The sequence below is a fragment of the Rhizobium sp. UFLA01-1127 genome, from assembly GCF_059803845.1.
The window spans coordinates 52,073-76,701 of record NZ_JAUQTZ010000005.1 but is presented as its reverse complement, the minus strand read 5'-3'; the positions used below and the strand labels follow the sequence as shown (position 1 = coordinate 76,701).

Below are 24,629 nucleotides of genomic sequence, written 5' to 3'. Positions count from 1 at the left end.
TCAGAATATTTTCTAAAAATATTTTTTTGACTGTAGCCTGAACTTTTCAAAACTCCGTTCGTCATGCAAATACATCAACGTAAATTTCGGAGTATCCGAGTTTAACGGCACCACAAAGCCAGGGATATCAATCCATTAAACTTAATATCCATTATAGATATTGGGTAAAATACGATATTGTATTTCGATTGATTTAAGTTGTATTTCAGCGCATTCAAGGAGAACCGCGAAGAAATGACCGTCCATGATCGGAACGCCAAGGTAGCAAGCGACTTGGATTACCTTGCCAGATTCTCGCTGTCGCCGGCACAGTCACGGATCTGGCTCTTGTCAGAGACGGGCAACGAGGTCGTTTACGGGCGACAAATACTCGCCGTCGTTTTTCCTTTCGTCCTTGTTGCTATCGCACGTGAGGGCCTTTCGGCGCTTTCGCGGCAACATCCGCTCATCACTTCGGAATTCGAGGCGCGCGCTGGCGGCGCCGTCCAGCAGATTTTGAGAAAAGACCGCATAGTCGACATCGTTGAAACGGAGTTGCCCGTCGGCGGCAATCTGGACGAGGCGCTGGGGACAGCCGCCGCGGCCGAACGAGCCCGCGCCATGGATCTTACGAAAGGCAACCCGGCCCGTTTCATTCTTCTGACGCAGAATGGACACGCGCTGGGTGCCCTATTCTCCCTTCATGCCATCCTTGCCGATGCCGCAACGCTTGATCTGCTGGCAACGGATTTCCTTGGCAACATCGACCGTAACCAACCGGCAGATATTGCCGGGACGGCATTACCCGACGCTGCATCGTGGATGCGTGGTAATGGCGGGTCGCGCAATCTGGCGCCGGAACTGGTCGACTTCTGGTTTCAGCGGCTGACGGCTCAAGAAAACATTGCATCGCTCCTGCCGCAAACATCGGCTGGAAAGAGCACCGTCGACGAGACATGGTTCGAGCATGTGCTTGAAGTGCCGGTACAGTCGGCTGCGGACATCTCCCACGACATGCTTGCCGCTCTTGGGATCGCCCTGCGGCGCCATTCCGGATACGGCGCGCAAAGGATCGGCCTAGTCACGCGGCCGGAAAGGCAGGCGATCGCCGCCCGCAGCGAGGATGTGCTGATCCTCACCGCCGAACTCGATGGCGCCATGACGCTGACGGACGTTCGCGACACCTTTGCCGAGGAAATCGAAACCGTCTCGCCGCAATCTCTGCCCTTCGAGGCCCTTGCCGATGCGCTGATAAGACGGGATGAATCCTTCGACACCACCGGCCTCGTCAAGACTCTCCTTGACGTGCGTCCGCCGCAGCGCCTCCTGCAAGCAACCTCGAACGGCGTCCCTCTACGCAGCCCCATCGAACCGCCGGCCCGCCGCGATGCCGATCTGGTCATCACCGCTTCACCCGCAACCGCTGGCAGGCTTCGCATCAGCATCGGCTTCGACCCGCAAAAGCATGATCGAAAGCAAATCATCCGCTTCGCCGACGATCTTGCCGTGGCACTGACACAGTTGCAGTCCGATCCCGGTCTTCAGGTCAAATATATTCCCTTTGTCTCGCCGGAAGAGCTGGACAGGCTTTCGGCACCCTACCCAGACGCGCCGGAACCGGACGATGGCATGCCGATTCACGAAGTCATTTCCGCACAGGCAAGACGGCGACCGAATGCTTTTGCCGTCGCACAGGGCGAAAGGTCGATCACGCATGGCGAGCTCGAAGTTGCCGCCAACCGGCTGGCGCACCGTCTCATCACGATGGGCATCGGCCCGGAAAAACGCGTGGCAATCGCCCTTGAAAAGTCGATCGATGCGATCATCGCCATTCTTGCCGTCTTGAAGTCGGGCGGCGCATTTACGCCGGTCGAGCCGGACCACCCGGAAGCCCGCAATCGTCACATTCTGACGGCTCCCGGCCTTTCGCTCGTCATTTCCCGCGCAAAACACATCGCAAACCTGCCGAGCGATATTGCGACACCCTACCTCAATCTCGATGCCATCGACCTGTCCGCCGAGAGCATCGACGCGCCGGCAACGATCATTGCTCCACAGCAGCTTGCCTATGTGATCTACACGTCGGGCTCGACGGGCGTGCCGAAAGGCGTCGCCGTCGAGCACGGCCCGCTCGCACATCATTGCAAGGCGACATTGCGCATCTACGAGATGAGCGAGGAGTCCTGCGAGTATCCCGTATTGCCGTTCACCTCCGACGGCGGCCATGAGCGCTGGATGGTGCCGCTGATGGCCGGCGGCGGCGTGGTGCTGACGCAGGACAAGCTTGCCACACCGGAAGACGCCTTCGCGATGATGAAGCGGCACCGCGTCAACAATGCCAGCCTGCCCACCAGCTATGTGCGCGGACTTGCCGAATATGCCGGCGAAAATGGCGACATACCGCGGCTGCGGCTCTATTCCTTCGGCGGCGAGGCCTTGTCGCAGGCGGTGTTCGACATGATCACCGAGAACCTCAAAGCGCAGCTGCTGATCAACGGCTACGGTCCGACCGAAACGATCATGACGCCGATGATCTGGAAGATTCCAGCGGGAACCCGTTTCGAGGGAACAGTCGCGCCGATCGGCCGCGGCGTCGGCGACCGGCGCGTCTATGTGCTCGATGCCGACCTTGCGCCGGTTCCAGTCGGCGTGATCGGCGAAATCCATATCGGCGGCAGCGGCCTGGCGCGCGGCTATCTCGGCCAGCCGGAGCTGACGGCGGACCGCTTCATTCCCGATCCCTTCTCGCAAGGCGGCAGGCTCTATAAATCTGGCGATCTCGGCCGCTGGAGGGAAGACGGCATCATCGAATTCGCAGGCCGCGTCGATCACCAGATCAAGTTGCGCGGCTTCCGCATCGAGCCGGGCGAGATCGAAGCCGTGCTGCGCTCCGATCAGCGTGTGGCAGAGGCGGTTATCCTATTGCACAATGACGGGGGACGCAGTTCGCTCGTCGCCTATGTGGTGCCGCGCGAGGGTGAGAGTTTGAGCGTGACCGAGCTGCGCCGTGCTGCCATGACCGCCCTGCCAGACTACATGGTGCCGCAGACCATCATGATCATCGACAGGCTGCCGATGGGGCCAAACAGCAAGCTCGATCGCGCCGCCCTGCCGGCACCGCGCCTCGAGCGCGAAATCGAAGCCCCTGCCAACGACAAGGAAAAAGCGATCCTCGACGTCTGGAGGGACATTCTCGACATCGGCGATATCGGCGTCACGGAGAATTTCTTCGATATCGGCGGACAGTCACTGATGGCCGTGCGCATCGTCTCGCGCCTGAAGATGCGCCATCCCGAATGGCCGCTGTCGATCGCCGACATGTTCAACCATCCGACGGTGCGCGACCTAGCACTCGCAATCGACGGCAGCCGCGACGAGACCGGTGTCGATGTGGTCTACCTCAGACGCAAGGGCGACCGGCCTGTGCTCTATTGCTTTCCAGGCCTCCTCGTCAGCACGCGCGAATATATGCGCCTCGTCGATTATCTCGGTCCGGAACAGCCGGCGACGGGCTTCATCTGCTATTCGCTCACCGAAACTAAGGCGCTGAGCACCCGCGTCGAAGATATCACGGCGCGCTATGCAGAAGCGGTGCGCAGACAAGCCAAGGGCCGGCCCTGCGCTTTTCTCGGCTGGTCGTGGGGTGGGCTCCTTGCCTATGAGGCGGCCCGGCAGCTCGACAACGACATCGATCTGCGCATGATCGGTATGGTGGACGTCTGTGACATGGACGAGGAGTTCACTATCGGCATTATGCCGCACTTCGAAGGCGGTGTCCGCGACCGCGCCCATGCTCAAGTCCAGAAGTGGCTTGCGATCACGCCGATGCGCGAGGATTGGAAGAGGCTCTTTGCCGCCATGAACGAGGAGGTTTACGAACAGTTCCTCCATCATGTCGTCAAGCACAGTGTCAAGCTGCCGACGGATGGCCCCGATATCGGCTCGGAAGAACACACGTTCTGGATCCTCATCGACAATGCGATGATCTTCCGGAACTACCGCCTGGAGCAATCGGATTTCCGCATCCATGCCTTTGCCGCCGAGGATTCGCTTACGCGCGCCCTCAACGTCATCGACTGGCGGCGCTATTCGCCGAATGCGACGGCATCGGAGATCGTCACGGGCACCAACCACCTGACGATCATCGGCAAGACGCCCTTCCATCAGCGTTTCGCCCGGCGGCTTGACCATGCCTTCGCGCCGGCGCCGCTGTCCAAAGACGCCGTCAAGTAATCCACTCTTCGACATCATCCTGGAGCTGCATCATGACATCGCACGTGCTCGACCTCGCCGGAGCCGGAATCGGTCCCTTCAACCTCAGCCTTGCCGCCCAGCTCGATTCCATACCGCAACTTGCCGTCCGCTTCTTCGAACGGCGTCCATCCTTCGCATGGCATCCGGGAATGATGCTGCCGGGTGCGGAAATGCAGACATCAATTCTCAAGGATCTGGTCACCGCCACCAATCCGACAAGCCGCTGGAGCTTTCTCTCATATCTCGTTGCACATAAACGATTTTATCAGTTTCTCAATGCGGAATATGAAGCCGTCCCTCGCAAGGAATTTGCCGATTATCTCGGATGGGTCGCGCGCGGCTTGACCTCGCTTCGCTTCGGGACAAGCGTGCGCGAGGTTCATGCCGATGGCGGCTTTTTCTCCGTCGCCACCGATAACGGCGCGATCGCGGCCCGCAATCTCTCCGTCGGCGTTGGCAAGATCCCGTCTCGCCCGGCCTGGGCCGAACAGCTGCCGAAATCGATGACCTTCCACAGCAGCGAGGCGACACAGCGAATTGGAGATGTCAAAGCCCCGCGCGTCGCCGTCATCGGCGGCGGCCAAAGTGGTGCGGAGATCGCCGATGCGCTTCTCGATCTGAACAATATCTCGACCATTCATTGGATCAGCCGCCGGCCGAATTTCGAACCGCTCGACGCCACGCCCTTCACCAACGAGCTTTTCACGCCGAGCTATATGGAGCGTTTCCATGGGCTGCCCGAAGAACTGCGCCTCACCCATACGCGCAGGCAGGTGCTGGCGAGCGACGGCGTTTCCGCCTCGACATTGAAAAAGCTCTACCGGCGGCTCTACGAGCGCAAGCTTGATGCCGCCGGCAATCCGGATCATGGCATATCGCTACGGCCGTTCCGCAATGTCATTGCGGCCGAGCAGGATGGCCCGGAAATCACGCTGACGATGCGCAACGGTTTCGATGACAGCATCGAAAGGCTTACCGTCGATATGATCGTCCTTGCCACCGGCTATCGCTTCGTGCTTCCGCAATTCCTGCATTCGCTAGAAAATCGCATCGAACTCAACTCCATCGGCGAGCCGGTGCTCGAAAGCGACTTCTCGCTCGCATGGGACGGCCCGCGCCAGAACCGCATCTTCGTTCTCAACGCCGGGCGCCACAGCCATGGCATTGCCGAGCCGCAGCTCAGTCTTACCGCATGGCGCAGCGCCGTGATCGCCAACGCATTGCTCGGCCGCCAACATTTCGATCTCGATCAGCTCGATCCGATCGTACAATGGGAAACGCATGGGCAATGGAGCGAACTTCCCTCTCACATCGGACAGGCAGCGGAATAAGGTGGCGACATTCCAGCGGGAGGAAGAGACCGCTCAGGTGGAGCTTCATAGCCTGCATCTGCCTGACGCCCTGCCCTTGTCAGAGTCGATATTGGACGAGACGGAAAAAGACCGTGCCGCCGCATTTCGATCATGCGCGGCGCGGCGTCTTTTCGTTGGCGGTCGGATCTTGTGCCGCAGCATCATCGGCAATCTGGTCGGAAGCGCTCCGCAAGCGCTTTCCATCGCGATTACCCCCTTCGGCCGACCTTACCTGCCTGCCTATCCCGATATCGACTTCAGTCTCTCACACACGAAGGACACGGTGGCCCTTGCGGTTTGCCGCGGCAGCCGTGTCGGCATCGATATCGAACGGCTCGACGCTTTTTCCGAATCGGAAGCGGATGAAATCATGCCCATGATCCTTTCCGAACAAGAACTCGATCAAATGCGGCAAGCGGACCCGCGACACCGCCCCGATGCCTTTCTCGCCTATTGGGTTCAGAAGGAGGCAGCGCTGAAATGCCTCGGTCAGGGGTTTTTGGCCGACCCGCGAAGCGTGATACCGGTGCCTGGAGGTACAACTTTTAGCATCAGAAACCGAGGGCGAAGCGAACCGATTTTCGTGCGTTCCGGCCGGATCTGCGGTGAAGAAGCCGGGGATTTTCAATGGGCTATCGCCACATCAAGGCCGGTGACAGAACCGCGATGGCGGCATCACAAAAGCGGGATTTTCTTCTAGATTCTATTAAGATATCTAATAAAATCAGTAAGATAATCCATGATTTAGGAGTTGCTTCACTTTTCGACTTCTCTATCTTGACTCTAACTATCATGTTTTATAGGTTCCTCTGAAAAAGAGGGGCACACAGAAATGCAACTTTGGATTTCAGCGAGAGCCCGACATGATTGCCAACCTTTCACAGTCGACTTCCAATGAGCAACTCCAAACAGCACTACACGCCTATCCGAAGCTCCTCTCCATCGCGCGCAGGATCACCGGCTGCATGAGCTTGGCCGAGGATGTCGTGCAAGAAGTTCTCCTGCAGCTGGTCTCCAAGCCGCTGAAGGAGGATATAGCGGCGCCTGCGCCTTACGTGATGCGCATGGTGCGCAATCTGGCGACCGATCATATGCGGCGGCGACAATATGAGCGCGGCCTGTTCCTCGAAGAAGAAGTCGGCGGCAACACCTCCGGCTACGGAAGTCCTGAAGAACATCTTCATGAGGCCGAGGCCTATAAAGCCTTTCGCTGCACCGTCGAATCCATGCCCGCCAGAACCCGAAAGTTCTACGAGGAGCATTATTTCAACGACATTCCCCAAAACATCATCGCCAGGGAGGCGGGCGTATCCCGCTCCCTTGTTTGCGGTCTTCTGCGAGAGGCGCATTCGAAGTGCCTCGCCGCCATCTCACTGGAAGCCGACCAGAGCTGTGCTGCCGAGAGCAGCCACAGGCGAAACCGATCAGCGCGCATGCGGGAGATGCGGGCCTGACGGAGGCTCGCCGCTCAGCATGCCATAACCAGGAAAGCAACGAACAGATGCAGGAAACCGTCGAAATAACCGAAGCCAAAGGCGCTATCTGTCGTGCCATCATGTCGGAATTGACGGATTGGTTCACCAATCCGGATGTCATAGAGGCCTGCGCGGACGCAGTAGAAACCCTGCCGATGTTCGGCTGCATGGAGGCGGACACCGTTGCCGGCTTCGTCGCATTGCACCCTCATCCGCCGGCGGCGATGGAGGTTCTGGTGATTGCAACCAGGCGGCGTTACCATAGAAGCGGCGTCGGTAAGCGGCTGCTTGCGGCAGCCGAGACATTTGCCCGTTCCGCCGATTGTAAGCTCCTGACGGTCAAGACGCTCGCCCCGCGCGGCAAGGACGAACCGCAATACGATAGAACCCGCGCTTTTTACGATAGGAACGGCTTCATCCGCGCCGAGATATTCCCGACGCTGTGGGGTGAGAGCGATCCGTGCCTGTTCTTCGTCAAACCCTTGACCTCCATCAACTAATCCGGCCGCCTTCCGGCGACCAGTATTTCAGGAAGGCGGCGCGCTGCGGCGGGAACAATAATGAAAGACGAAAGGACCATTTCAGAGGTGCAACGTCATACAACGGTTTTTGCGACCGAAGGCCTGCGTTTCGAGGTCGCCGGCAAGACCATTCTTCATCCGCTCGATATCGGCTTCAAAGCAGGCGAGATTTCCGGTCTGATCGGCCATAACGGTTCCGGCAAATCCACGCTGATCAAATTGCTGGCACGACAGCTCCAGCCAACGGGCGGACGCATTCTGTTCGATGGTGCTACCGCTGGCTCCTACGATATGCGCGCCTTTGCACGCGCCGTCGCCTATCTGCCGCAGGACACCTCGTCGGCCGCCGGCATGACCGTCGAAGAGCTCGTCGCCTGCGGGCGCTACCCTTGGCATGGCGCGCTCGGGCGCTTCACCGATCTCGACCGGGAAAAGGTGGAGACCGCGATGAAGCTGACGCATGTCGATACCCTGGCGCGGAGGATGGTGGATACGCTTTCCGGCGGCGAACGCCAGCGCGTCTGGATCGCCATGCTGGTCGCACAGGACAGCCGATGCCTGCTGCTCGACGAGCCGACCTCGGCGCTCGACATCGCCCACCAGATGGAAATCCTCGGCCTCGTGCGCGACCTTTGCCGGACGAAGGCTTTGAGCGTCATTCTCGTCCTGCACAATATCAACGTCGCAGCACACTTCTGCGACCATCTGCATGCGCTGAAACAAGGCCATCTGATCGCCGCGGGCCCATCGTCGAGCCTCATGAAGGCCGAGACGCTCAATATGATCTATGGCACGAATATGGGCGTCACCGCTCATCCCGTGCATGGAACGCCGCTTGCCTATGTCATCTGAGCGCCTTTTCGAAAACCTCAGGCTGTCGCGCCGCACGCTTCTCGCCGCCACGGCGCTTTTTGCCGTTCCAACGATGGAAGCGGCGGCCGACCCGATATCCGGTCCGATCGTCTCTCTCGATTACGGCTTGGCATCGACGCTACTGGCGCTCGGCGTCACGCCGGCTGCCATCGCCTCTCTTGCCGATTGGGATACCTGGGTCGTCGAACCGAAAATGCCTGGTGGCGTTGTCGATCTCGGCACCACCGGCGAAATCAATCTTGAGGTCCTGGCAAGCATCAAACCCGCCCTGATCCTGACGACCCCCTATCTTGCTCCATTGAGACCGCGACTGGGGGCGATTGCACCGGTCATGGAATTGACGATCTATGCCGAAGGCGGCGGGGCGTTGCAGCGCTCCATCGCGGCCACGCGGCTTCTGGCGGACGCCATCGGCCGCAGGCCGCAGGCCGAGGATTTCCTTGCCCGTTCCGAGCAATTCTTCAACGACTGTGCAAACCGTGTGAAGAGGCTCGATGCGCCGCCACTTGCCCTGATCAATTTCGTCGATACCCGCCATGCCCGCATCTACTGCGGCGCCGGCCTCTACCAGAATGTCATGACCAGGATCGGCCTCAAGAATGCCTGGACCGGACCCGGCGGCTACTGGGGTTTCGAAACGATCGGGCTGGAGCAACTGGCAACGCTCGATCAAAACCTGCGTCTGATCGCATTCGAACCCCTGCTTCCGCCCAACGTGCTCGACAATCTTCAAGATAGCCCTTTGTGGACCAGCCTTCCCTTCGTTAGGGACGGACGCGTTTCCGTGCTGCCGGGCACGTTGATGTTCGGCATGGTGCAGGAAGCGGAGCGTTTCGCGCGCATCCTGATCGATCATCTGGAAAAACTGGCATGACCCGCCTCAAAGCCAAGAATATCCTCGGCGCTCCCGCCGTGGTGCTGACGTTGTTCGTGCTCGCTGGTCTCCTTGCCTGGCATCAACTGTCCCCGGACTTTTCGCGGCTGTTCGCGCAGCAATCAGGTTACGATCCGCGGCGCCTGCTGCTCATCTATTCGACGTTGCCGAGGATCGCCACCGCATTGCTGGCGGGTGCTGCCCTTTCTCTGTCGGGAAGCCTGTTGCAACAGGTGCTGCGCAACCCGCTGGCCTCGCCTTCGACGCTCGGCATTTCCGCAGGCGCCAATCTCGCGCTCGTTGCCGTCATGCTCGCCTTTCCCGCTCTTCAGGGTCTCAGCCGCGATGCCGTTGCGATGTTCGGTAGCGCCGCTGCCGCCGCGGTCGTCTTCCTGATCGGCGCAAGGCGCGGCTTTTCGCCTTTGGCGTTGGTACTTGCCGGCTTGATCGTCGGCGTCTGGAGCGGCGCGCTTGCCGCCATTCTCGTCTTGATGAACGATCGCTATCTCTCCGGCCTCTTCGTCTGGGGGGCGGGATCGCTGGCACAGCAAAGCTGGACCATTCCGCTGTCTCTCCTGCCGAAAATTGCCATTCTTTCAGTCGCGGCCCTGCTGATGGTGCGGCCGATGGCGCTCATGGAACTTGGCGACAGCGGCGCAAGCGGGCTTGGCCTATCTGTAAAGCGCACCCGCATAGTTGCCGTCTGCATCGCGATCGCGCTTGCTGCAATCGTCACCAGCGCTGTCGGCGTTATTGGCTTCATAGGCCTCATTGCCCCGCGCATTGCCCAGCTTGCCGGCGCCCGACAGATGAAGGGCCAGCTCATCTGGTCGCCTCTGATCGGCGCGGGATTGCTGCTTCTGACCGATGAAGCTCTGGTGCTGCTGTCCGGTGCCTCTTCGACCTTCCTTCCAACGGGTGCCATTACTGCACTGCTCGGCGCGCCATTGCTGCTCCTGATGCTGCCGCGTTTGAAGACGGCGCAGCGCAGCGCGCCGTCTCCCTCTCAGAATGCGAACCGCACGTCGCGCGAACCGCGCGTCATCTTGCTCGCATCGATCCCGGCGCTCCTCCTGCTGCTGATCGGCGCGATCTTCTTCGGGCGCGCACCGGACGGCTCCTGGACGCTGCTTGCCTATCTCCATTGGCCCGACGTGCTGCCCTATCGCCTGCCGCGCATTACGGGAGCTTTCGCTGCCGGCGCGATGCTGGGCGTCGTCGGCACGATCCTGCAGCGGCTCAGCGGCAACGAGATGGCGAGCCCCGAGGTGCTGGGGATTTCGGCGGGCGCCACGCTTGGCGTCACCGCCGCTCTCTTTCTTCTGCCTGCTCCTGGCATGGCGGCCCAACTGGGCTTCGGCGGTCTCGGCGCATTCGCGGTCCTCATTGCCATTTTCCTGTTCGGCATCCGGTCCGGTTTTGCGCCGGAGCGGGTGCTTTTGACGGGTATCGCGCTCGGAGCCATGCTCGATGCCTTCATCAGCGTATTTGCCGCCGGCGGCGATCCGCGCGCGATGATATTAATGCAATGGATGAGCGGATCGACTTATCTTATTGAGATATCAAAGGCAATTTCCGCGACGATGGCGGCCATATCGGGCCTTGCGCTTGCCTTTCTCGCCCGCCGTTGGCTCGACCTGCTGCCGCTTGGGGCTCAGGCGACCCAGGCAATCGGCATTCGCGTCGATTTCGCCCGCGCCTGTCTCTTTGTCCTTGCCGCGGCCATGACCGCAGCCGCCACCCTCGTCGTCGGCCCCTTGAGTTTCATCGGCCTCATGGGGCCGCATCTGGCGCGCGAACTTGGCCTGCGGCGTGCCGCTCCGCAGCTTGCCGGTGCAGCGCTCGCCGGCGGCAGCCTCATGGTGCTCGCGGACTGGTTCGGCCGGATGATCGCCTTTCCCTACCAGATGCCCGCCGGCCTGGTTTCCGCCCTCGTCGGCGCTCCGCTGCTGCTGATATTGCTGATGAAGCGGCGCAGAACGGCACAATAATGGTGGTGAGCCGCCGTTTCCGAAGCGCCCTGACGAGGCGGCAAGTCAAACGGATGAAAACGCACCGTGCGTTGAGGCCGAGACTGGCTCGCGCAACGAGGCAATGCGAACAAAACAAGTATCTGATGGATGTGTGCCCATGCTTCCGGACGGCGCTTACGAAAGTCGAATTGCAGAAAGAGCGATCGGGCTTGACCTAACGAAAATTAGGCGGGAGACGCGGAGGAGAAGAACTCGCCTCTTTACTGGCGACCCTCAGGAATAAAGATGGGCGCCGCGCAAAACGCAGCGCCCGTAAGACACTTACCAGCGATATTTCAACGATGCCGTGATGTTGCGGCCCTGCCCAAGGTAGCAATAGCCTTCGTTGCAAACCGTCAGACGGCGGTTGGCGATGTTGCGGACATCGACGGATGCGGTCAGGCCTTTATATTTTTGATCGACCGCGCCGAAGTCGTAAGAGACCGCCGCATCCAGATAGACGCTCGCATCATTCTTGGCTGTGTTTGCCGTGCTGGTATAGGTCTCGCCCGTATAGCGGATGCCGGCACCGACGGTCAGACCCTTTGCGGCAGAATCATTCTGGAACGTATAGTTCGACCAAAGGCTGGCGATGTTTTGGGGCGTCACGGCCGGCGCATTGCCGGCATTGTCGCCACGCGTGATTTCGGAATGGTTATAGGCATAGGCCGCAACCACATCCCAGCCGTCGGCGATGTTCGCCCTCGCCTCCAGCTCGATCCCCTTATTGGTCACTTCGCCGAGCGAGGCATAGATGCCCGTCAGCGGATCGACCAGAACCGGCTTGTTCTTCTCGACCAGATGATAGGCAACGGCCGAGAGCAGAATGTCGGTGCCTGGCGGCTGGTATTTCAGGCCAAGTTCATACTGCTCGCCCTTGGTGGGGTCGAGGATACTGCCGGATGCAGACCGTTGCGTGACCGGATTGAAGGAGGTCGAATAGCTTGTGAAGGGTGCAATGCCATTGTCGAAGAGATAGAGCGCACCAGCCTGGTAGGAAAACGCATTCTTGTTGAGGCTGTTTTTGGTGGTCGTATCGGAGGAGACAAGCGTGGTGCCGGTCGACTGCTTGACCCAGGTCTGGCGTCCACCGAGCGTGAAGCGCCACTTGTCGAGCTCGATCTGATCCAGGGCATAGGCGCCGAACTGCTGCAGGCTGGCGTTTACCCGGCTGAAATTATAGGCGGGCGTCGGACCGGATACCCCATAGGTCGGGTTGTCGATATCGAAGTCATAGGCGGGGCTGGTCGTCGCATCCATTCCATATGCGAAGGAATCCTTCATACGGGTGTAATCCAGGCCGAACAGCATGGTATGGGCTGCCGGACCGGTATCGAATTTGGATTCGAGCTGGTTGTCCACCTGGAAGACATTCATTCTGTCGCCGATCGCGGTCGCGCCACGCTTGGCGACGTCTCCGGCCCAGCTGTAGGTGCTGAGATAGCGCGACTTCAGATCGAGGTGGGAGAAGCGAAGGTTCTGGCGGAAGGTGAAACCGCCGTCGAACTCGTGCTCGAACTGATAGCCGACCTGCTGCTGCTTGGTCCTCTGATAGTCGTAGTCCGGATCGCTGGCTCGCAAATTGAGAATATTGCCGTCGGGGCCGATCATCGCGCCGACATTGGCATCCGTCTCCGTTGATTGCGCCGATCCATAAATCGTAAATTTCGTCGCGGCGTCAGGCTTCCAGGCAAAGGACGGCTGGATGAGATTGCGGTCGTCGGCGATGTCGAAATTGGTGTCGCCCTTTCGCGCTAGGCCGACGATCCGATACAGCATGGTATCGTCATCCTGACTGACCGGGCCGCCAAAATCGAACATCGTCTGCGCACGATCGGACGTTCCATAGAGGACCCCGACCTCCCTGATCGTCTCGTCCGTCGGCAGCTTCGATATCTTGTTGACGATGCCGCCCGGCGAGCCGGCGCCATAGAGCACGGATACCGGTCCCTTGACGATCTCGACGCGATCGAGCGCATAGGGATCGGTTCGAAACATTGCGTAGTTCATGTAGGGTTGCCGCAACCCGTCGCGGTAATCGCCGTCGGTCGTGACATCATTGCCGCGAATATAGATCTGATCGAAGCGCGGATCGAAGCCGTAGGAGCCTGTCTGGACGCCGGCGGAATAGCGCACGGCTTCGGTAATATCCTGCGCGCCGCGTTCCTCCAATTCCTTTCGGGTCACCACCGAAACGGAACGTGGTGTTTCGACCAGAGGTATATTGATTTTGGTGGCAGCGCTGCTTTCCTTTGCCGCCACCGTTGTATTATCGTTGACGCCGCTCGACTGGCCGCTGACGACGATCGGCGCGAGCTGCGTGGCATCGCCGCTATTGGCATTGCCGGCAGCATCCTGTGCGAGAGCGTTTCCGCTCAGGGCAAATAGTGTGGCAAGTGTCGTGGCGCCGCCTGCAAGATGGAATCTATTTCGCTCGATACCGTTGATATTATTACATAATTTGTGCTTCATATTTCCTTTTGCACCTGCCCGCCTCTAAAAAAAGATGGCGCAAATTAGTCCGCAGCCAAAGCCTCCGTCAAGAATACATGAGTGCAATAGTCATCTTTTTTGTTGAATTCCGGGCATATGTTGCAGAACGGTCCGCCAGAGGGGCGCGGAACTGCAAAATGCAACCCAAAATAACATCCTTCGACGATTGGGGCTGCTTGCCAGATCTTGTCCACCATAATATGAGTATATTTATCATCTTTCAAAATGCAGCTCGTTCGAGCGCTGGCAATTTCAGCCCGTTGGAGAGGACATGCCCCAATCCCCGATACAGAACGCGGCCGCCGCCACAGCGCCGGTCACTCTTGCCGGATGCACATGTACCGACGTGAAATTTGAAAATGCCGATCTGCCGCACAGGATCTTTCTCTATCGCCCCGACAAACCAGTTCCCCTGGAGGGATGGCCGATCCTGTATCTAACGGACGGAAACGCCTGTTTTGCAACCGCAGTCGATGCGCTCAAGGTTCAGGCGAGCTATCCCAACGGAACCAATGTCAGCGAGGGCATCGTCGTCGCCATCGGTTACCCCACGGACGAACCTTATGATCCGCTTCGCCGTTCATGGGATCTGAGCCCGCCGCCCGGACGGGTCTATCCGCCGTTTTTTCCCGACACGCCTGATGTCAGGACTGGCGGCGGCGAACGCTTCCTGTCGCTGATCGAAAACGAGCTGAAACCCTGGATCGAGACCCAAGTTCCGATCGATCGATCGCGCCAGGCGCTCTTTGGACATTCGTTCGGCGGCCTTTTCGTCCTTTACGCGCTGCTGACGAAGCCGAAAGCCTTCAATCGCTGGATTTCGGCAAGTCCGGCGATTTATTGGGAGGACGCGGCTCTTCTTGCAATGGAAAACGAATTCCTGAACGGATGCCACCAGCCCATCGACATTGAACTGCATCTTTCCGCCGGCCAGTACGAAGGCGAGGCGCTCGCTCCTTTTCATAAGGGCACGGCTGAAGAGCAAAAACGGCTGGAGCGCGCCAAGGAAACGCGCACCGTGGAACTTGCCTGCGAAATGGCGCAGAGATGGTCGAAGTGGACCTTGTCCACAGAAACGGTAACGTTCGAGGAATATGCCGGAGAGAACCATATGTCGGTGCTTCCGGTCGCCTTGAACAGAGCTGTTCAAGTTGCGTTCCGCAAGATGAGATAAAGATTAAGCTTCAAATACTTACCGCAAAAATCTCTCGCGGATTATCAAGCATGGCTTCGCTTTTCGCGCAGCCGGCGCGAGCGACAGTCTTCGCCCAAGATTTCATGGTCTTTCCGGCACGCAAACAAGCCGAAATTAACCAGTGATTAACCATAATCGCCTTTATTCGCTATATTAAATACACCGACTTGATTCCAAACGCCGTCGCGCAATTTGCGATGAATGTGACCCCACACGATTGCCGCGATTCCTAAGATGCATTTTTCAAAAGCAATAGCGCTGATGACCTTGGCCTGTTTGGGCGCGGGTTGCACGACAACCGGCGAGGTCCGGCAGTCGATCGGTGTGGAAACAGTTTCCAGCGACAAGGCGCTGGCGTTTCCGCCGCCCGGAGGGCCGTCGATCGTCAATGTGGTTGAGCGCAGACAGGCCAAGGATGTGGAGCAGACGATCTCGCTTTTCACCTCCTCCTCGGTACCGGGTCAAAACTTCCTCAAAGTGCAGTTCCTCGGCACAACAGGTTCCAATCCGGGGCTGGGCAGCAGGCCTTTCGACACGATCAGCGAGAATAAAGTGGCTCGTGAGATGGCGGCGGAAATACCGGGCGTGCGGCTTGCCCGCTCGGCAAGCTTCGTACAGAACGGCTACGGTCCCTTCGGCTATGCCTCAGGCCAAAGCAGGAGCGGCGATACCTGCCTTTATGCCTGGCAGCAGGTGAAGGCAGGTTTTGCTCCGCCGCAGGAGCAGCGCAATTTCGGCACGGTGCAGGTGCGCATCAGGCTCTGCGATGCTCATGCCACCGAGCGCCAGCTGCTAAGTACCGTCTATGGCTACACGATTGCCGGACATTTTACCGGCGCCGCATTGAACCCCTTCGGCGCGCCACGCGGCGCGGAATCAGTCCTGGGCAAGCCGGGTGAAATGGTCTATCCCGACGCCACCTCGTATCGCACGGCGCCGATCAGCATCGGCTATCAGAATCGCCCCACGGTGATGCGCCCTGCCGCTATCATACGCCGACCCGTCGGGGCACCATCGCAGCCGCAAGCAGCGCCCGTCCTGCCGCCCATGATCGGTCCCAAGGTGCCGTTGCCCGACGGGCCGGCCGATCCGTTGCCGACGGGCGGCGCGACCGGCCCGACGTCGATGATCGTGCAACCGTCACCGACAAATACCGCCAGCAATATCGTCGTGCCTTTACCGGACTGTAACGCAGAAGCTGTCATATCCGCCGTGTGCCGCTAAGCGGAACGATCTCGAGGCGCCAGGATGGCGTCTGGCAATACCTTTGAAGGGACATCGATGCAAACAGCACGCAGCATCTTGATATGGGCCGTGATAGCACTTTGCGGGATCGTCCTGATCACCTTGCCGGTCAACCTTCAAACGCAATTGATCGCCAGCACCGTGGTCGTCACCTTGATGGCGATCATCAAGATCCTCAAGCGTCAGGGTACATGGCGGCTGGTTGCGCTGGCTTTCGGTACCGCCATCGTGCTGCGCTATGTCTACTGGCGCACCTCCTATACGCTGCCGCCCGTCAACCAGCTTGAAAACTTCATTCCGGGCCTGCTGCTCTATCTCGCCGAAATGTACAATGTTGCGATGCTGATGCTCAGCCTCTTCATCGTCGCCACTCCCCTGCCCCCGCGCATCGCACGCGCGGCGAAGACGCAGAATTTCCCGACCGTGGACGTCTTCGTACCGTCCTATAATGAAGACACCAATCTGCTTGCCAACACGCTGGCTTCCGCGAAGGCGATGGATTACCCGGCCGACAAGCTGAGGGTCTGGTTGCTTGACGATGGCGGCACCGCGCAAAAGCGCAACTCGACGAAGGTTCTGGAATCGCAGGCCGCAATCGCGCGCCACAACGAACTCAAGCAGCTCTGCACCGATCTCGACGTCGAATATCTGACGCGCGAGCGCAACGAGCACGCCAAGGCCGGCAACCTCAACAACGGGCTCACGCATTCCACCGGCGAACTGATTGCCGTCTTCGATGCCGATCATGCGCCCGCGCGTGATTTCCTGCGCGAAACCGTCGGCTATTTCGAGGACGACCCGAAGCTCTTTCTCGTCCAGACCCCGCACTTCTTCATCAATCCGGACCCGCTGGAGCGCAACCTGCGCACCTTCGACAACATGCCGAGCGAGAACGAAATGTTCTACGGCATCATTCAGCGCGGCCTCGACAAATGGAATGCGGCCTTCTTTTGCGGTTCTGCCGCCGTGCTTAGCCGCAAGGCGCTGGAATCGCAAAACGGCTTCAGCGGTATCAGCATCACGGAAGACTGCGAAACGGCACTTGCGCTTCACGGCGCCGGATGGAACAGCATCTATGTGGACAAGCCGCTGATCGCCGGGCTGCAGCCGGCAACGTTTGCCAGCTTCATCGGCCAGCGCAGCCGCTGGGCACAGGGCATGATGCAGATCCTGCGCTTCCGCTTCCCGCTCTTGAAGCGCGGCCTGACGCTGCCGCAGCGTCTGTGCTACATGTCCTCGACACTCTTCTGGCTGTTCCCATTCCCGCGCGTCATTTTCCTGTTTGCGCCGCTCTTTTATCTCTTCTTCGATCTTGAGATCTTCACGGCGTCGGGCAGCGAGTTCCTCGCCTATACGCTTTCCTATATGCTCGCGAACCTGATGATGCAGAACTATCTTTACGGATCGTTCCGCTGGCCATGGATTTCCGAGCTCTATGAATATGTCCAGACGGTGCATCTGCTGCCGGCCGTCGTCTCGGTCATGCTCAATCCACGCAAGCCGACCTTCAAGGTTACGGCCAAGGACGAGTCGATCGCCGTCAGCCGGCTTTCGGAAATCAGCCGCCCCTTTTTTGTGATCTTCGCCGTTCAGATCGTTGCGCTGGCGGTCACCATATATCGCGTCTATGCCGAGCCCTATAAGGCCGACGTGACCCTCGTGGTCGGCGGCTGGAACATCATCAATCTCATTCTTTCCGGCTGCGCACTCGGCGTGGTTTCGGAGCGTGGCGAGCGCGCGTCGTCGCGGCGCGTACGCGTCGATCGTCGCAGCGAATTCAAGGTCGATGACCGATGGAATTCTGCCTCTATCGACGATGTTTCCGTCCACGGTGCCCGGCTGAGTGTTTTCAACAAGGATCTCGGCCCGATAAAGATCGGTACCGAAGGCACCATCCGCTTCCAGCCTTATAGCGGCGCCGAGATGGTGACGCTGTCGGTCGTCGTCCGCAATATCGAACCGAAGGGAGACATCACCGCCATCGGATGCCAATATCTGCCCAAGGACGCCGGCGACCATCGCCTGATTGCCGACCTCGTCTTTGCCAACTCGGACCAGTGGACGAAATTTCAGCAGGCGCGGCGCCGCAATCCCGGCATCATTCGCGGAACGATCTGGTTCCTGAGCCTGTCGCTCTACCAGACCAGCCGCGGCCTGGTCTATCTTTTCAGAGGCGTCGGTTCGGATCGCGCGCAGCAACGGCAGGACGCGAAGGCGAAAAGCTGATGAACCGCATTCTTCCTGCCTTAATCTTTCTCCTCGCCGCGACCGTTACCCACGCGCAGACGGCCCCCTTCGACATGACCGGCGAACGACCGAAAGGCGAACCGCCTGCGGTGCCGCCGACCATCGTCCCGCAGGCCACGCCGCAGCAGGTCGAACCGCCTAAGACGATGGGGCCTTCGTTTGTCGCTCCCCAAGCCATCGTGCCGCAGGCTCCCGCGCCACAGACAAAGCCGCCTTCGGTGAAGGCGCCTCCGGCAGTCACGCCGCAAACGATCACGCCTCAAGCCGCAACGCCTGCCGTTCCCGCGCAAGCTGCCCCGCAGACGCTGCCGAAGGAGAAGCAGGCGGCGGCCGCTCCGACGGCGTTCCGCCGCTATGTCGTTCCCTTCAAGACATTGCGGCTGGAGGGCGAAACCGATCGCAAGTCCTGGTCGATCTATCTGACGCCCGAGCAGGCAGGAGCGCCCGCCAAGTTCAATTTTGCCTATCAAAACGCCGTCGTCGTCGCTCCCGAGGCATCGCAGCTGACCGTTCTTCTTAACGACCGGGCAGTGCACCAGCAGCCGATCGGTTCGTCCGATAACGAATCCAATGTCAGTTTCGACATCCCGCGCGGGCTGCTGCAACCGGGCGCCAATCTGCTGACCTTCGAGGTGACGCAACGCCATCGCACCGACTGCGATATTCCATCGACCTATGAATTGTGGTCGGATATCGATCCGGCAAAAACCTATCTGAGCTTTGCCGGCAGCGAAGCGGAAAAGCTATCGACTACGGATGCCATCCGCGCGATCGGCGTCGACGAGGCCGGCAAGACGCAGTTCACTCTGGTGGCGCCGGCACTGGCACAACCCGGCACCACCAAACCGCTGATGCGTCTTGCGCAGGGATTGGCCTTGCTGAGTGGAATGCCGAACGAGACGTTTTCGTTTGCCGCAGACACATTGCCGCCCGCCGGTCCGGGCAAGATGACCGTTGTCGTCGGCACGCCGGCGGAACTGCAATCCGTTTTCGCCGTCCCGACATCGGCGGAAAGCGGTGCGCTCGCGACATTTGCAACCGACCCGCATAGCGGCCAGCAGCTCCTCCTCATCAGCGGCCCATCCTGGCAAGCGATTTCTTCCGCCATCGACATGGTGGTTTCGCCGACCGATCGAGATCCCGGAACCCGCCGCGATCTTTTGGTGACGCAGCGTTGGACGGCACCAGATGCGCCGTTGATCTATTCCAAAGCCAGCCTTTCATTCCAGCAACTTGGCGTCAAGACGACGGAATTTTCCGGGCGTCGCTTCCACACCAGTTTCAATGTCGCGATCCCATCCGATTTCTACGCAAATGCCTATGGCGAAGCCACCATTCTGCTCGACGCGGCCTATGCCAAGGATGTGCGGCCAGGCAGCCACATCGACGTCTATGTCAACGGCAGCATCGCCACGACGAAGCCGATCACCGCGACCGGAGGTGGCATCTTCCGGCAATTGCCGATCCGAATCACCATGCGCCATTTCAAGCCGGGGCTGAACACGGTGACGCTTGAAGCCATGTTGATGGCAGACGAAGATACGGCGTGCACCCCTGCAGCCACATCCAATACGACACCGCGATTTGCCTTGTTCGATACGAGCCAGTTCAGCATTCCGGATTTCGCTCGTGTCGCGCAAAGACCTAACCTGGCAGCATTCTCCGGCACCGGCTATCCATACAATCGCGACAGCGAACCGACCGCGCTGTTCATCGACCGGGCGGATGCCGATACCCTGTCTGCAACCGCGACCCTTCTGGGGCAGATGGCGCTTGTCGCCGGGCGCCCCATAGCCGTTGAACCGACGGCCTCCCCAAACACGGTCGGCACGCGCAACGCCTTGTTCATCGGCTCGATTTCGCAACTCCCCTCGACGATCCTGACCCAAATGAACATCGCCGCCTCCAGCCAGGTGGCCTGGCGCCCGCCCGCTCCGGGCCAAAACGCTACGCCGGAAGCTTCCGTCACAATCGCCGATTGGAACTCTCGCATCAGCGGCGGATTGCTGCAGGGGCAGTTCGAAAGCTTCCAGCAATGGATGCACCGCAATTTCGATATCACCTTGAGCTCGCTGCGCTTCGTGCCCGGCTCGGAACAGGTGTTCACACCCTCGAATGCAAATACCTTGCTGATTGCACAGGAGGCCAATCCAACCAATGACGCAACCTGGACCGTCGTGACGGCGCCAAGTGCTGGTGACCTGCGTGCCGGCGTCGATGCGATGACCAACCAGAATACCTGGCCGCAGATCGGCGGGCGGATCACCGTTTATTCCGGCAAGACCGGAAAGATCAACACCGTAGCGGTCAGCCGTTTCGACTTTGTCATGTCGGAGCCCTGGTCGCTGACCAATTACCGGCTGATTGCTGCGAACTGGCTCTCCAGCAATATCCTGTCATATGCACTCCTGTTCGTGGCCGGCTCTTTCCTGCTCGGCGTCAGCACGGCAAGCGTTCTTTCCAGGATTGGCAGGCGCGAATGAAACCCTGGCGCTCCATTCTTGCGGTCTTTAGCGCCGCCATCCTTGCGATGGCCCAGCCGGCGGCTGCTCAGCGCGCCGCAATCGACCCGCAGGCTTGGGCTGCCTATAAGGCGAAATTCCTCGACGCGACCGGCCGCATCATCGACAACGGCAATAGCGGCATCAGCCACAGCGAAGGGCAAGGCTACGGCCTGCTGCTTGCCTATCTTTCCAATAATCCGGCCGACTTCGAGCAGATCTGGTATTTCACCCGCACCGAACTTTTGCTGCGCGACGATGGTCTTGCCGTCTGGAAATGGGATCCGGCCGCCACGCCGCACGTAACCGACACCAACGACGCGTCGGATGGAGATCTGTTGATCGCCTACGCCTTGGCACTTGCGGGATCCGCCTGGAACAAGACGGATTATCTGCAGGCCGCCGCGACCATGGCCAAGGCCATCCTTTCGCACCTCATCATTAATGCCGGAGGCCGCACACTGCTCATTCCCGGCGTGGACGGCTATCAGCCGCCTGGACAAAAGGACGGCCCGATCATCAATCCGTCCTATTGGATCTTTGAGGCTATTCCCGTCATGGCGCTGTTGGCGCCTTCCGATCGCTGGCAGAAACTGAGCGACGATGGTCTTGCCCTGCTGCAATCGATGCAGTTCGGCCCTCGCAAGCTTCCTGCGGATTGGGTCAGCCTGCGATCCAAGCCGGCACCGGCAGACGGTTTCGAAGCGGAATTCGGCTATAATGCCGTCAGAATCCCGCTCTACCTCGCCCGCGCGGGCGTCGGCGACAAAGCCTTGCTCACGCGTCTGCAGCAAGGCATGACTGTTGAAGGGGATGAGCCGGCGACGATCGACCTCACGACGGGCAGGCCGAAAGACCTGCTTTCTGACCCCGGTTATAAAATTGTTAACCATGTTGTGGCGTGTGTGGTGGACGGAACGAAGCTGCCGACTTCGGTCCGTCAGTTTGCGCCGTCGCTGTATTATCCGGCCACCTTGCAACTCTTGAGCCTTGCTTTCGTCACGGAGAAACACCCCGAGTGTTTATAAAGTCCACCCTGATCATGGCTTTCATGGCCGTCGCCGTGGCGGGCTTCACGCTCGCGACGAAGGACCACGACACGCCGGAAGACAAGATCAAGCTGGCAAAGTCCGGACGCATCGATCCGCAGATTATGCTTGCCGCGGACACCTCGCAGGGCGGCAGCTCCGGCCAGCTCATCGACGTTCGAACGCTCTCTGATCATATACAGGCAGCTGCGCCCTCCGCAGTTCTTTCCGATGCGTCAAGCGCACCGCAAACGGGCGCGGTCGCATCGGATTCCGTGGCACAGGCCACCCCTCAGCCGACGCAGCAGCCATCGGCGCAGCAGCCGGGCCAGGCCCAACCCGCAAACAATCCGCCCAAAGTCGACGAAAGCGCGTTGCGCTATTTCGCCAGCCGCGGCGACAAGGCGCGCCTTCAGGCCGAAATCTCCCGGCTTCAGGCGCTCTATCCGAATTGGACGCCGCCCGCCGACCCGCTGGCCATACCGCAAAACAGCGACAAGCAGCTCGAAGCCATGTGGCGACTCTATTCGGAGGGACGCTACGGCGAGGTGCGTAAAGCGATCGCAGATCGCCAGTCGGCGGAAGCTGGCTGGCAACCGCCTGCCGATCTGCTCGAACGTCTGGACGTCGCAGAAGCGCGCACGCGCCTGGTCAATGCTTCCGACCTCAAGCAATATCAAACCGTCATTGACATCGGCGCCCGGACCCCAAGCCTGCTGACATGCAGCGACATCGATGTCCTCTGGCGCGTCGCCGAAGCTTTCGTCCGCACTGATCGTGCGGCGCGCGGCCAGGACGCCTACAAATACATCCTGAAATCCTGCACCAATCCGCAGGAGAGGCTCGCGACCATCCAGAAGGCTGCGGTCCTTTTGCCCTACCAGCCGATGCAGGACCTGTTGGCGCTCGAAAAGCCCGACGGCAATGGTGGCCGCGAGTTCGACAGCATCAGGATCGATCTCGCCCGCCGTTTCGTGGCGCAGGGCAACGAGGATCCGAAGCTTACGGTCTCGCAGGATTATCTTTCCCAGGTCGAGCGCGTCGCCCGCAGCCAGGACCTTGCCTCAGACGATGCGCTCCTCGGCTGGTACTATCTGCGCCGCAGTAACTACAGCGATGCCGAACAATGGTTCAAGGCTGCGCATGAGAAGGAAGACTCCGCGACGATCTCGCAGGGCCTCGCCTTGGTGCTGATCGCGGACCATAAGCCGCAGGAAGCCGAGGACGCCATGTACAAGTGGCGCAACGAATCCAAGGATGCCATGGCGACCTATCTTGCGGCGACAGCCAATCTGATGGCGCTGCAACCGCCCGCTAATCTAAGCGAAGATGTCCTGCAGCGCGTTGCCGCAGAGACCGTGAAGGAGAAATATGTTCCGACGGCGCAGCAATTCGGCTGGTATGCCCGCTCGATGAACCAGCCGCAAGCGGCGGCTCGCTGGTTCGAGACGGCGTTGCGCTGGAAGCCTGATGATGAGCCTTCCGCCTATGGCCTTGCCATCACGCGCAATCAATTGAACGACCGGCAGGGCGTCGCCGAAGTACAACGCCTTTGGGCGGGTCGCTCGCAACGCATTGCGGTTCTCAACGAGCCGGCATCCCGCCCCCCCGCTTCCGCGCCACTGCCATCGCCCAGTCAGACAGCACAGCCCATACTCCAGGTCGTACCGCAAGCCTTGCCACAGACTGGGCAGCAGGTAACGCCGCAAGGCGCGATCCCGAACGCTCCGCCGGCCGCTTCCCAAGCGGCACCTGAACCTCCAGCAACGCAGCCCTATGTCAACACGCAAGTCCAAGCACAGCCGGCTGCGCCCGTTCGTCGTGTGCCTTCAGCCGAATATGTGGCACCCGAAACCCGGCTCCGAGCAGCCAGCCGCGCCTCCCGTCAACGGGCGGGATGCACCACTACGGCCAATTCAGAGTTACTGACGCCTGCAAACGCGCTGGCTCGCGGCTGGTGCCTGATGAACCTCAATCGCCCGATGGAAGCAGTGGAAGCCTTCGGCATTGCATTGAACGACAGCAATCCCAAGTCACGGGAAGAGGCAGCCTACGGGCAGAGCCTCGCCTACCTGCGAGCCGGCCTTGCCAACAATGCAGCCGTTGCTGCAACCAAGGCGCCGATGAGCCATCAACGTGCCGCAGAACTGCAGGTTGCCATTCTCTCCGATCGCGCGCTCTCGGCATTTTCCGCCAAACGCTACCATGAAGCCCTGCTTTATCTTGATCAGCGCGCCCAGCTGCAGGAGGAGCGCATCGACCTCATGGTGCTGCGCGGATATTGCTATCTCAATCTCAAAATGTACGACGACGCCGAGCGCATCTTCACCGCAGTCGCCGCCACCGGCAACCGCGACGGCAGCCGCGGCCTGCGGGACCTGATGCTTGCGACCCATCCGCAGCCGGGTGCCTATTGAGATTGATGGGAAATCGACTGGTCATCGGTCAAATCTCAGTTGTTGGCCGACAACCGGATAGCACTGATCTAGCCAGTCTGGAGTGCATGCCGCATGACTTTCGATCTGGGCGGTTTTTTCAGTTCAGCTAGCGCAACCGAGCCAATCAGCTTTGACCACGCGG

General features: G+C 59.9%; 15 protein-coding genes. 14 read left to right on the top strand and 1 reads right to left on the bottom strand.

The features are described from left to right. Positions 1–234 precede the first annotated feature (234 nt). The 8 genes from Q4Q11_RS02455 to fhuB all read left to right on the top strand — a co-directional run bounded on the left by Q4Q11_RS02455 (position 235) and on the right by fhuB (position 11,319). Positions 235–4,212: an amino acid adenylation domain-containing protein gene (locus Q4Q11_RS02455; protein WP_498568485.1), complete on the top strand. Its 3,978-nt coding sequence runs from the start codon at positions 235–237 to the stop codon at positions 4,210–4,212. A 32-nt stretch (positions 4,213–4,244) separates the two neighbouring features. Continuing rightward, complete coding sequence (locus Q4Q11_RS02450) at positions 4,245–5,564, top strand: lysine N(6)-hydroxylase/L-ornithine N(5)-oxygenase family protein (RefSeq protein WP_498568484.1); 1,320 nt, start codon at positions 4,245–4,247, stop codon at positions 5,562–5,564. Next, positions 5,515–6,285 (top strand): 4'-phosphopantetheinyl transferase family protein, encoded by a 771-nt coding sequence (locus Q4Q11_RS02445; protein WP_498568483.1) that lies wholly within the window; start codon positions 5,515–5,517, stop codon positions 6,283–6,285. Before Q4Q11_RS02450 ends, Q4Q11_RS02445 begins: the two co-directional genes overlap by 50 nt. A 163-nt stretch (positions 6,286–6,448) precedes the next feature. Beyond that, positions 6,449–7,039 carry a sigma-70 family RNA polymerase sigma factor gene (locus tag Q4Q11_RS02440; RefSeq protein ID WP_498568482.1) on the top strand — a complete coding sequence of 197 codons (591 nt, stop codon included), beginning with the start codon at positions 6,449–6,451 and terminating at the stop codon, positions 7,037–7,039. Positions 7,040–7,086: 47 nt separating this feature from the next. Then, positions 7,087–7,560: a GNAT family N-acetyltransferase gene (locus Q4Q11_RS02435; protein ID WP_498568481.1), complete on the top strand. Its 474-nt coding sequence runs from the start codon at positions 7,087–7,089 to the stop codon at positions 7,558–7,560. 60 nt (positions 7,561–7,620) lie between these two features. Beyond that, positions 7,621–8,433, top strand: a complete 813-nt coding sequence (locus Q4Q11_RS02430) for an ATP-binding cassette domain-containing protein (RefSeq protein ID WP_498568480.1) — start codon at positions 7,621–7,623, stop codon at positions 8,431–8,433. Continuing rightward, the gene (locus tag Q4Q11_RS02425; protein WP_112511893.1) at positions 8,423–9,328 is read left to right on the top strand and encodes an iron-siderophore ABC transporter substrate-binding protein; all 906 of its coding nucleotides are present in this window, start codon (positions 8,423–8,425) and stop codon (positions 9,326–9,328) included. The genes Q4Q11_RS02430 and Q4Q11_RS02425 overlap by 11 nt, the downstream gene beginning before the upstream one ends. Then, the gene (gene fhuB, locus Q4Q11_RS02420) at positions 9,325–11,319 is read left to right on the top strand and encodes a Fe(3+)-hydroxamate ABC transporter permease FhuB (protein ID WP_498568479.1); all 1,995 of its coding nucleotides are present in this window, start codon (positions 9,325–9,327) and stop codon (positions 11,317–11,319) included. Before Q4Q11_RS02425 ends, fhuB begins: the two co-directional genes overlap by 4 nt. Positions 11,320–11,622: 303 nt before the next feature. On the opposite strand, the gene Q4Q11_RS02415 is transcribed toward fhuB, so the two are convergent. Beyond that, the gene (locus Q4Q11_RS02415; protein ID WP_498568478.1) at positions 11,623–13,812 is read right to left on the bottom strand and encodes a TonB-dependent siderophore receptor; all 2,190 of its coding nucleotides are present in this window, start codon (positions 13,810–13,812) and stop codon (positions 11,623–11,625) included. 292 nt (positions 13,813–14,104) lie between these two features. Between Q4Q11_RS02415 and Q4Q11_RS02410 the strand changes: the two genes are divergently transcribed. The 6 genes from Q4Q11_RS02410 to Q4Q11_RS02385 all read left to right on the top strand — a co-directional run bounded on the left by Q4Q11_RS02410 (position 14,105) and on the right by Q4Q11_RS02385 (position 24,466). Continuing rightward, positions 14,105–15,007, top strand: coding sequence for an alpha/beta hydrolase (locus tag Q4Q11_RS02410; RefSeq protein ID WP_112511889.1), 903 nt, complete (start codon positions 14,105–14,107; stop codon positions 15,005–15,007). Between the two features lie 255 nt (positions 15,008–15,262). Further along, entirely contained in the window at positions 15,263–16,252 is a 990-nt protein-coding gene (bcsN, locus tag Q4Q11_RS02405) for a cellulose biosynthesis protein BcsN (protein ID WP_112511887.1), read from the top strand. A 57-nt stretch (positions 16,253–16,309) separates the two neighbouring features. Continuing rightward, a complete protein-coding gene (gene bcsA / locus Q4Q11_RS02400; protein WP_498568477.1) occupies positions 16,310–18,499 on the top strand; it encodes a UDP-forming cellulose synthase catalytic subunit in 2,190 nt (729 codons plus the stop codon). Continuing rightward, positions 18,499–21,003 (top strand): cellulose biosynthesis cyclic di-GMP-binding regulatory protein BcsB, encoded by a 2,505-nt coding sequence (locus Q4Q11_RS02395; RefSeq protein WP_498568476.1) that lies wholly within the window; start codon positions 18,499–18,501, stop codon positions 21,001–21,003. Before bcsA ends, Q4Q11_RS02395 begins: the two co-directional genes overlap by 1 nt. Beyond that, positions 21,000–22,049, top strand: a complete 1,050-nt coding sequence (locus tag Q4Q11_RS02390) for a glycosyl hydrolase family 8 (RefSeq protein WP_113215846.1) — start codon at positions 21,000–21,002, stop codon at positions 22,047–22,049. Before Q4Q11_RS02395 ends, Q4Q11_RS02390 begins: the two co-directional genes overlap by 4 nt. Next, complete coding sequence (locus tag Q4Q11_RS02385) at positions 22,046–24,466, top strand: tetratricopeptide repeat protein (RefSeq protein WP_498568502.1); 2,421 nt, start codon at positions 22,046–22,048, stop codon at positions 24,464–24,466. The genes Q4Q11_RS02390 and Q4Q11_RS02385 overlap by 4 nt, the downstream gene beginning before the upstream one ends. Positions 24,467–24,629: the final 163 nt, after the last annotated feature.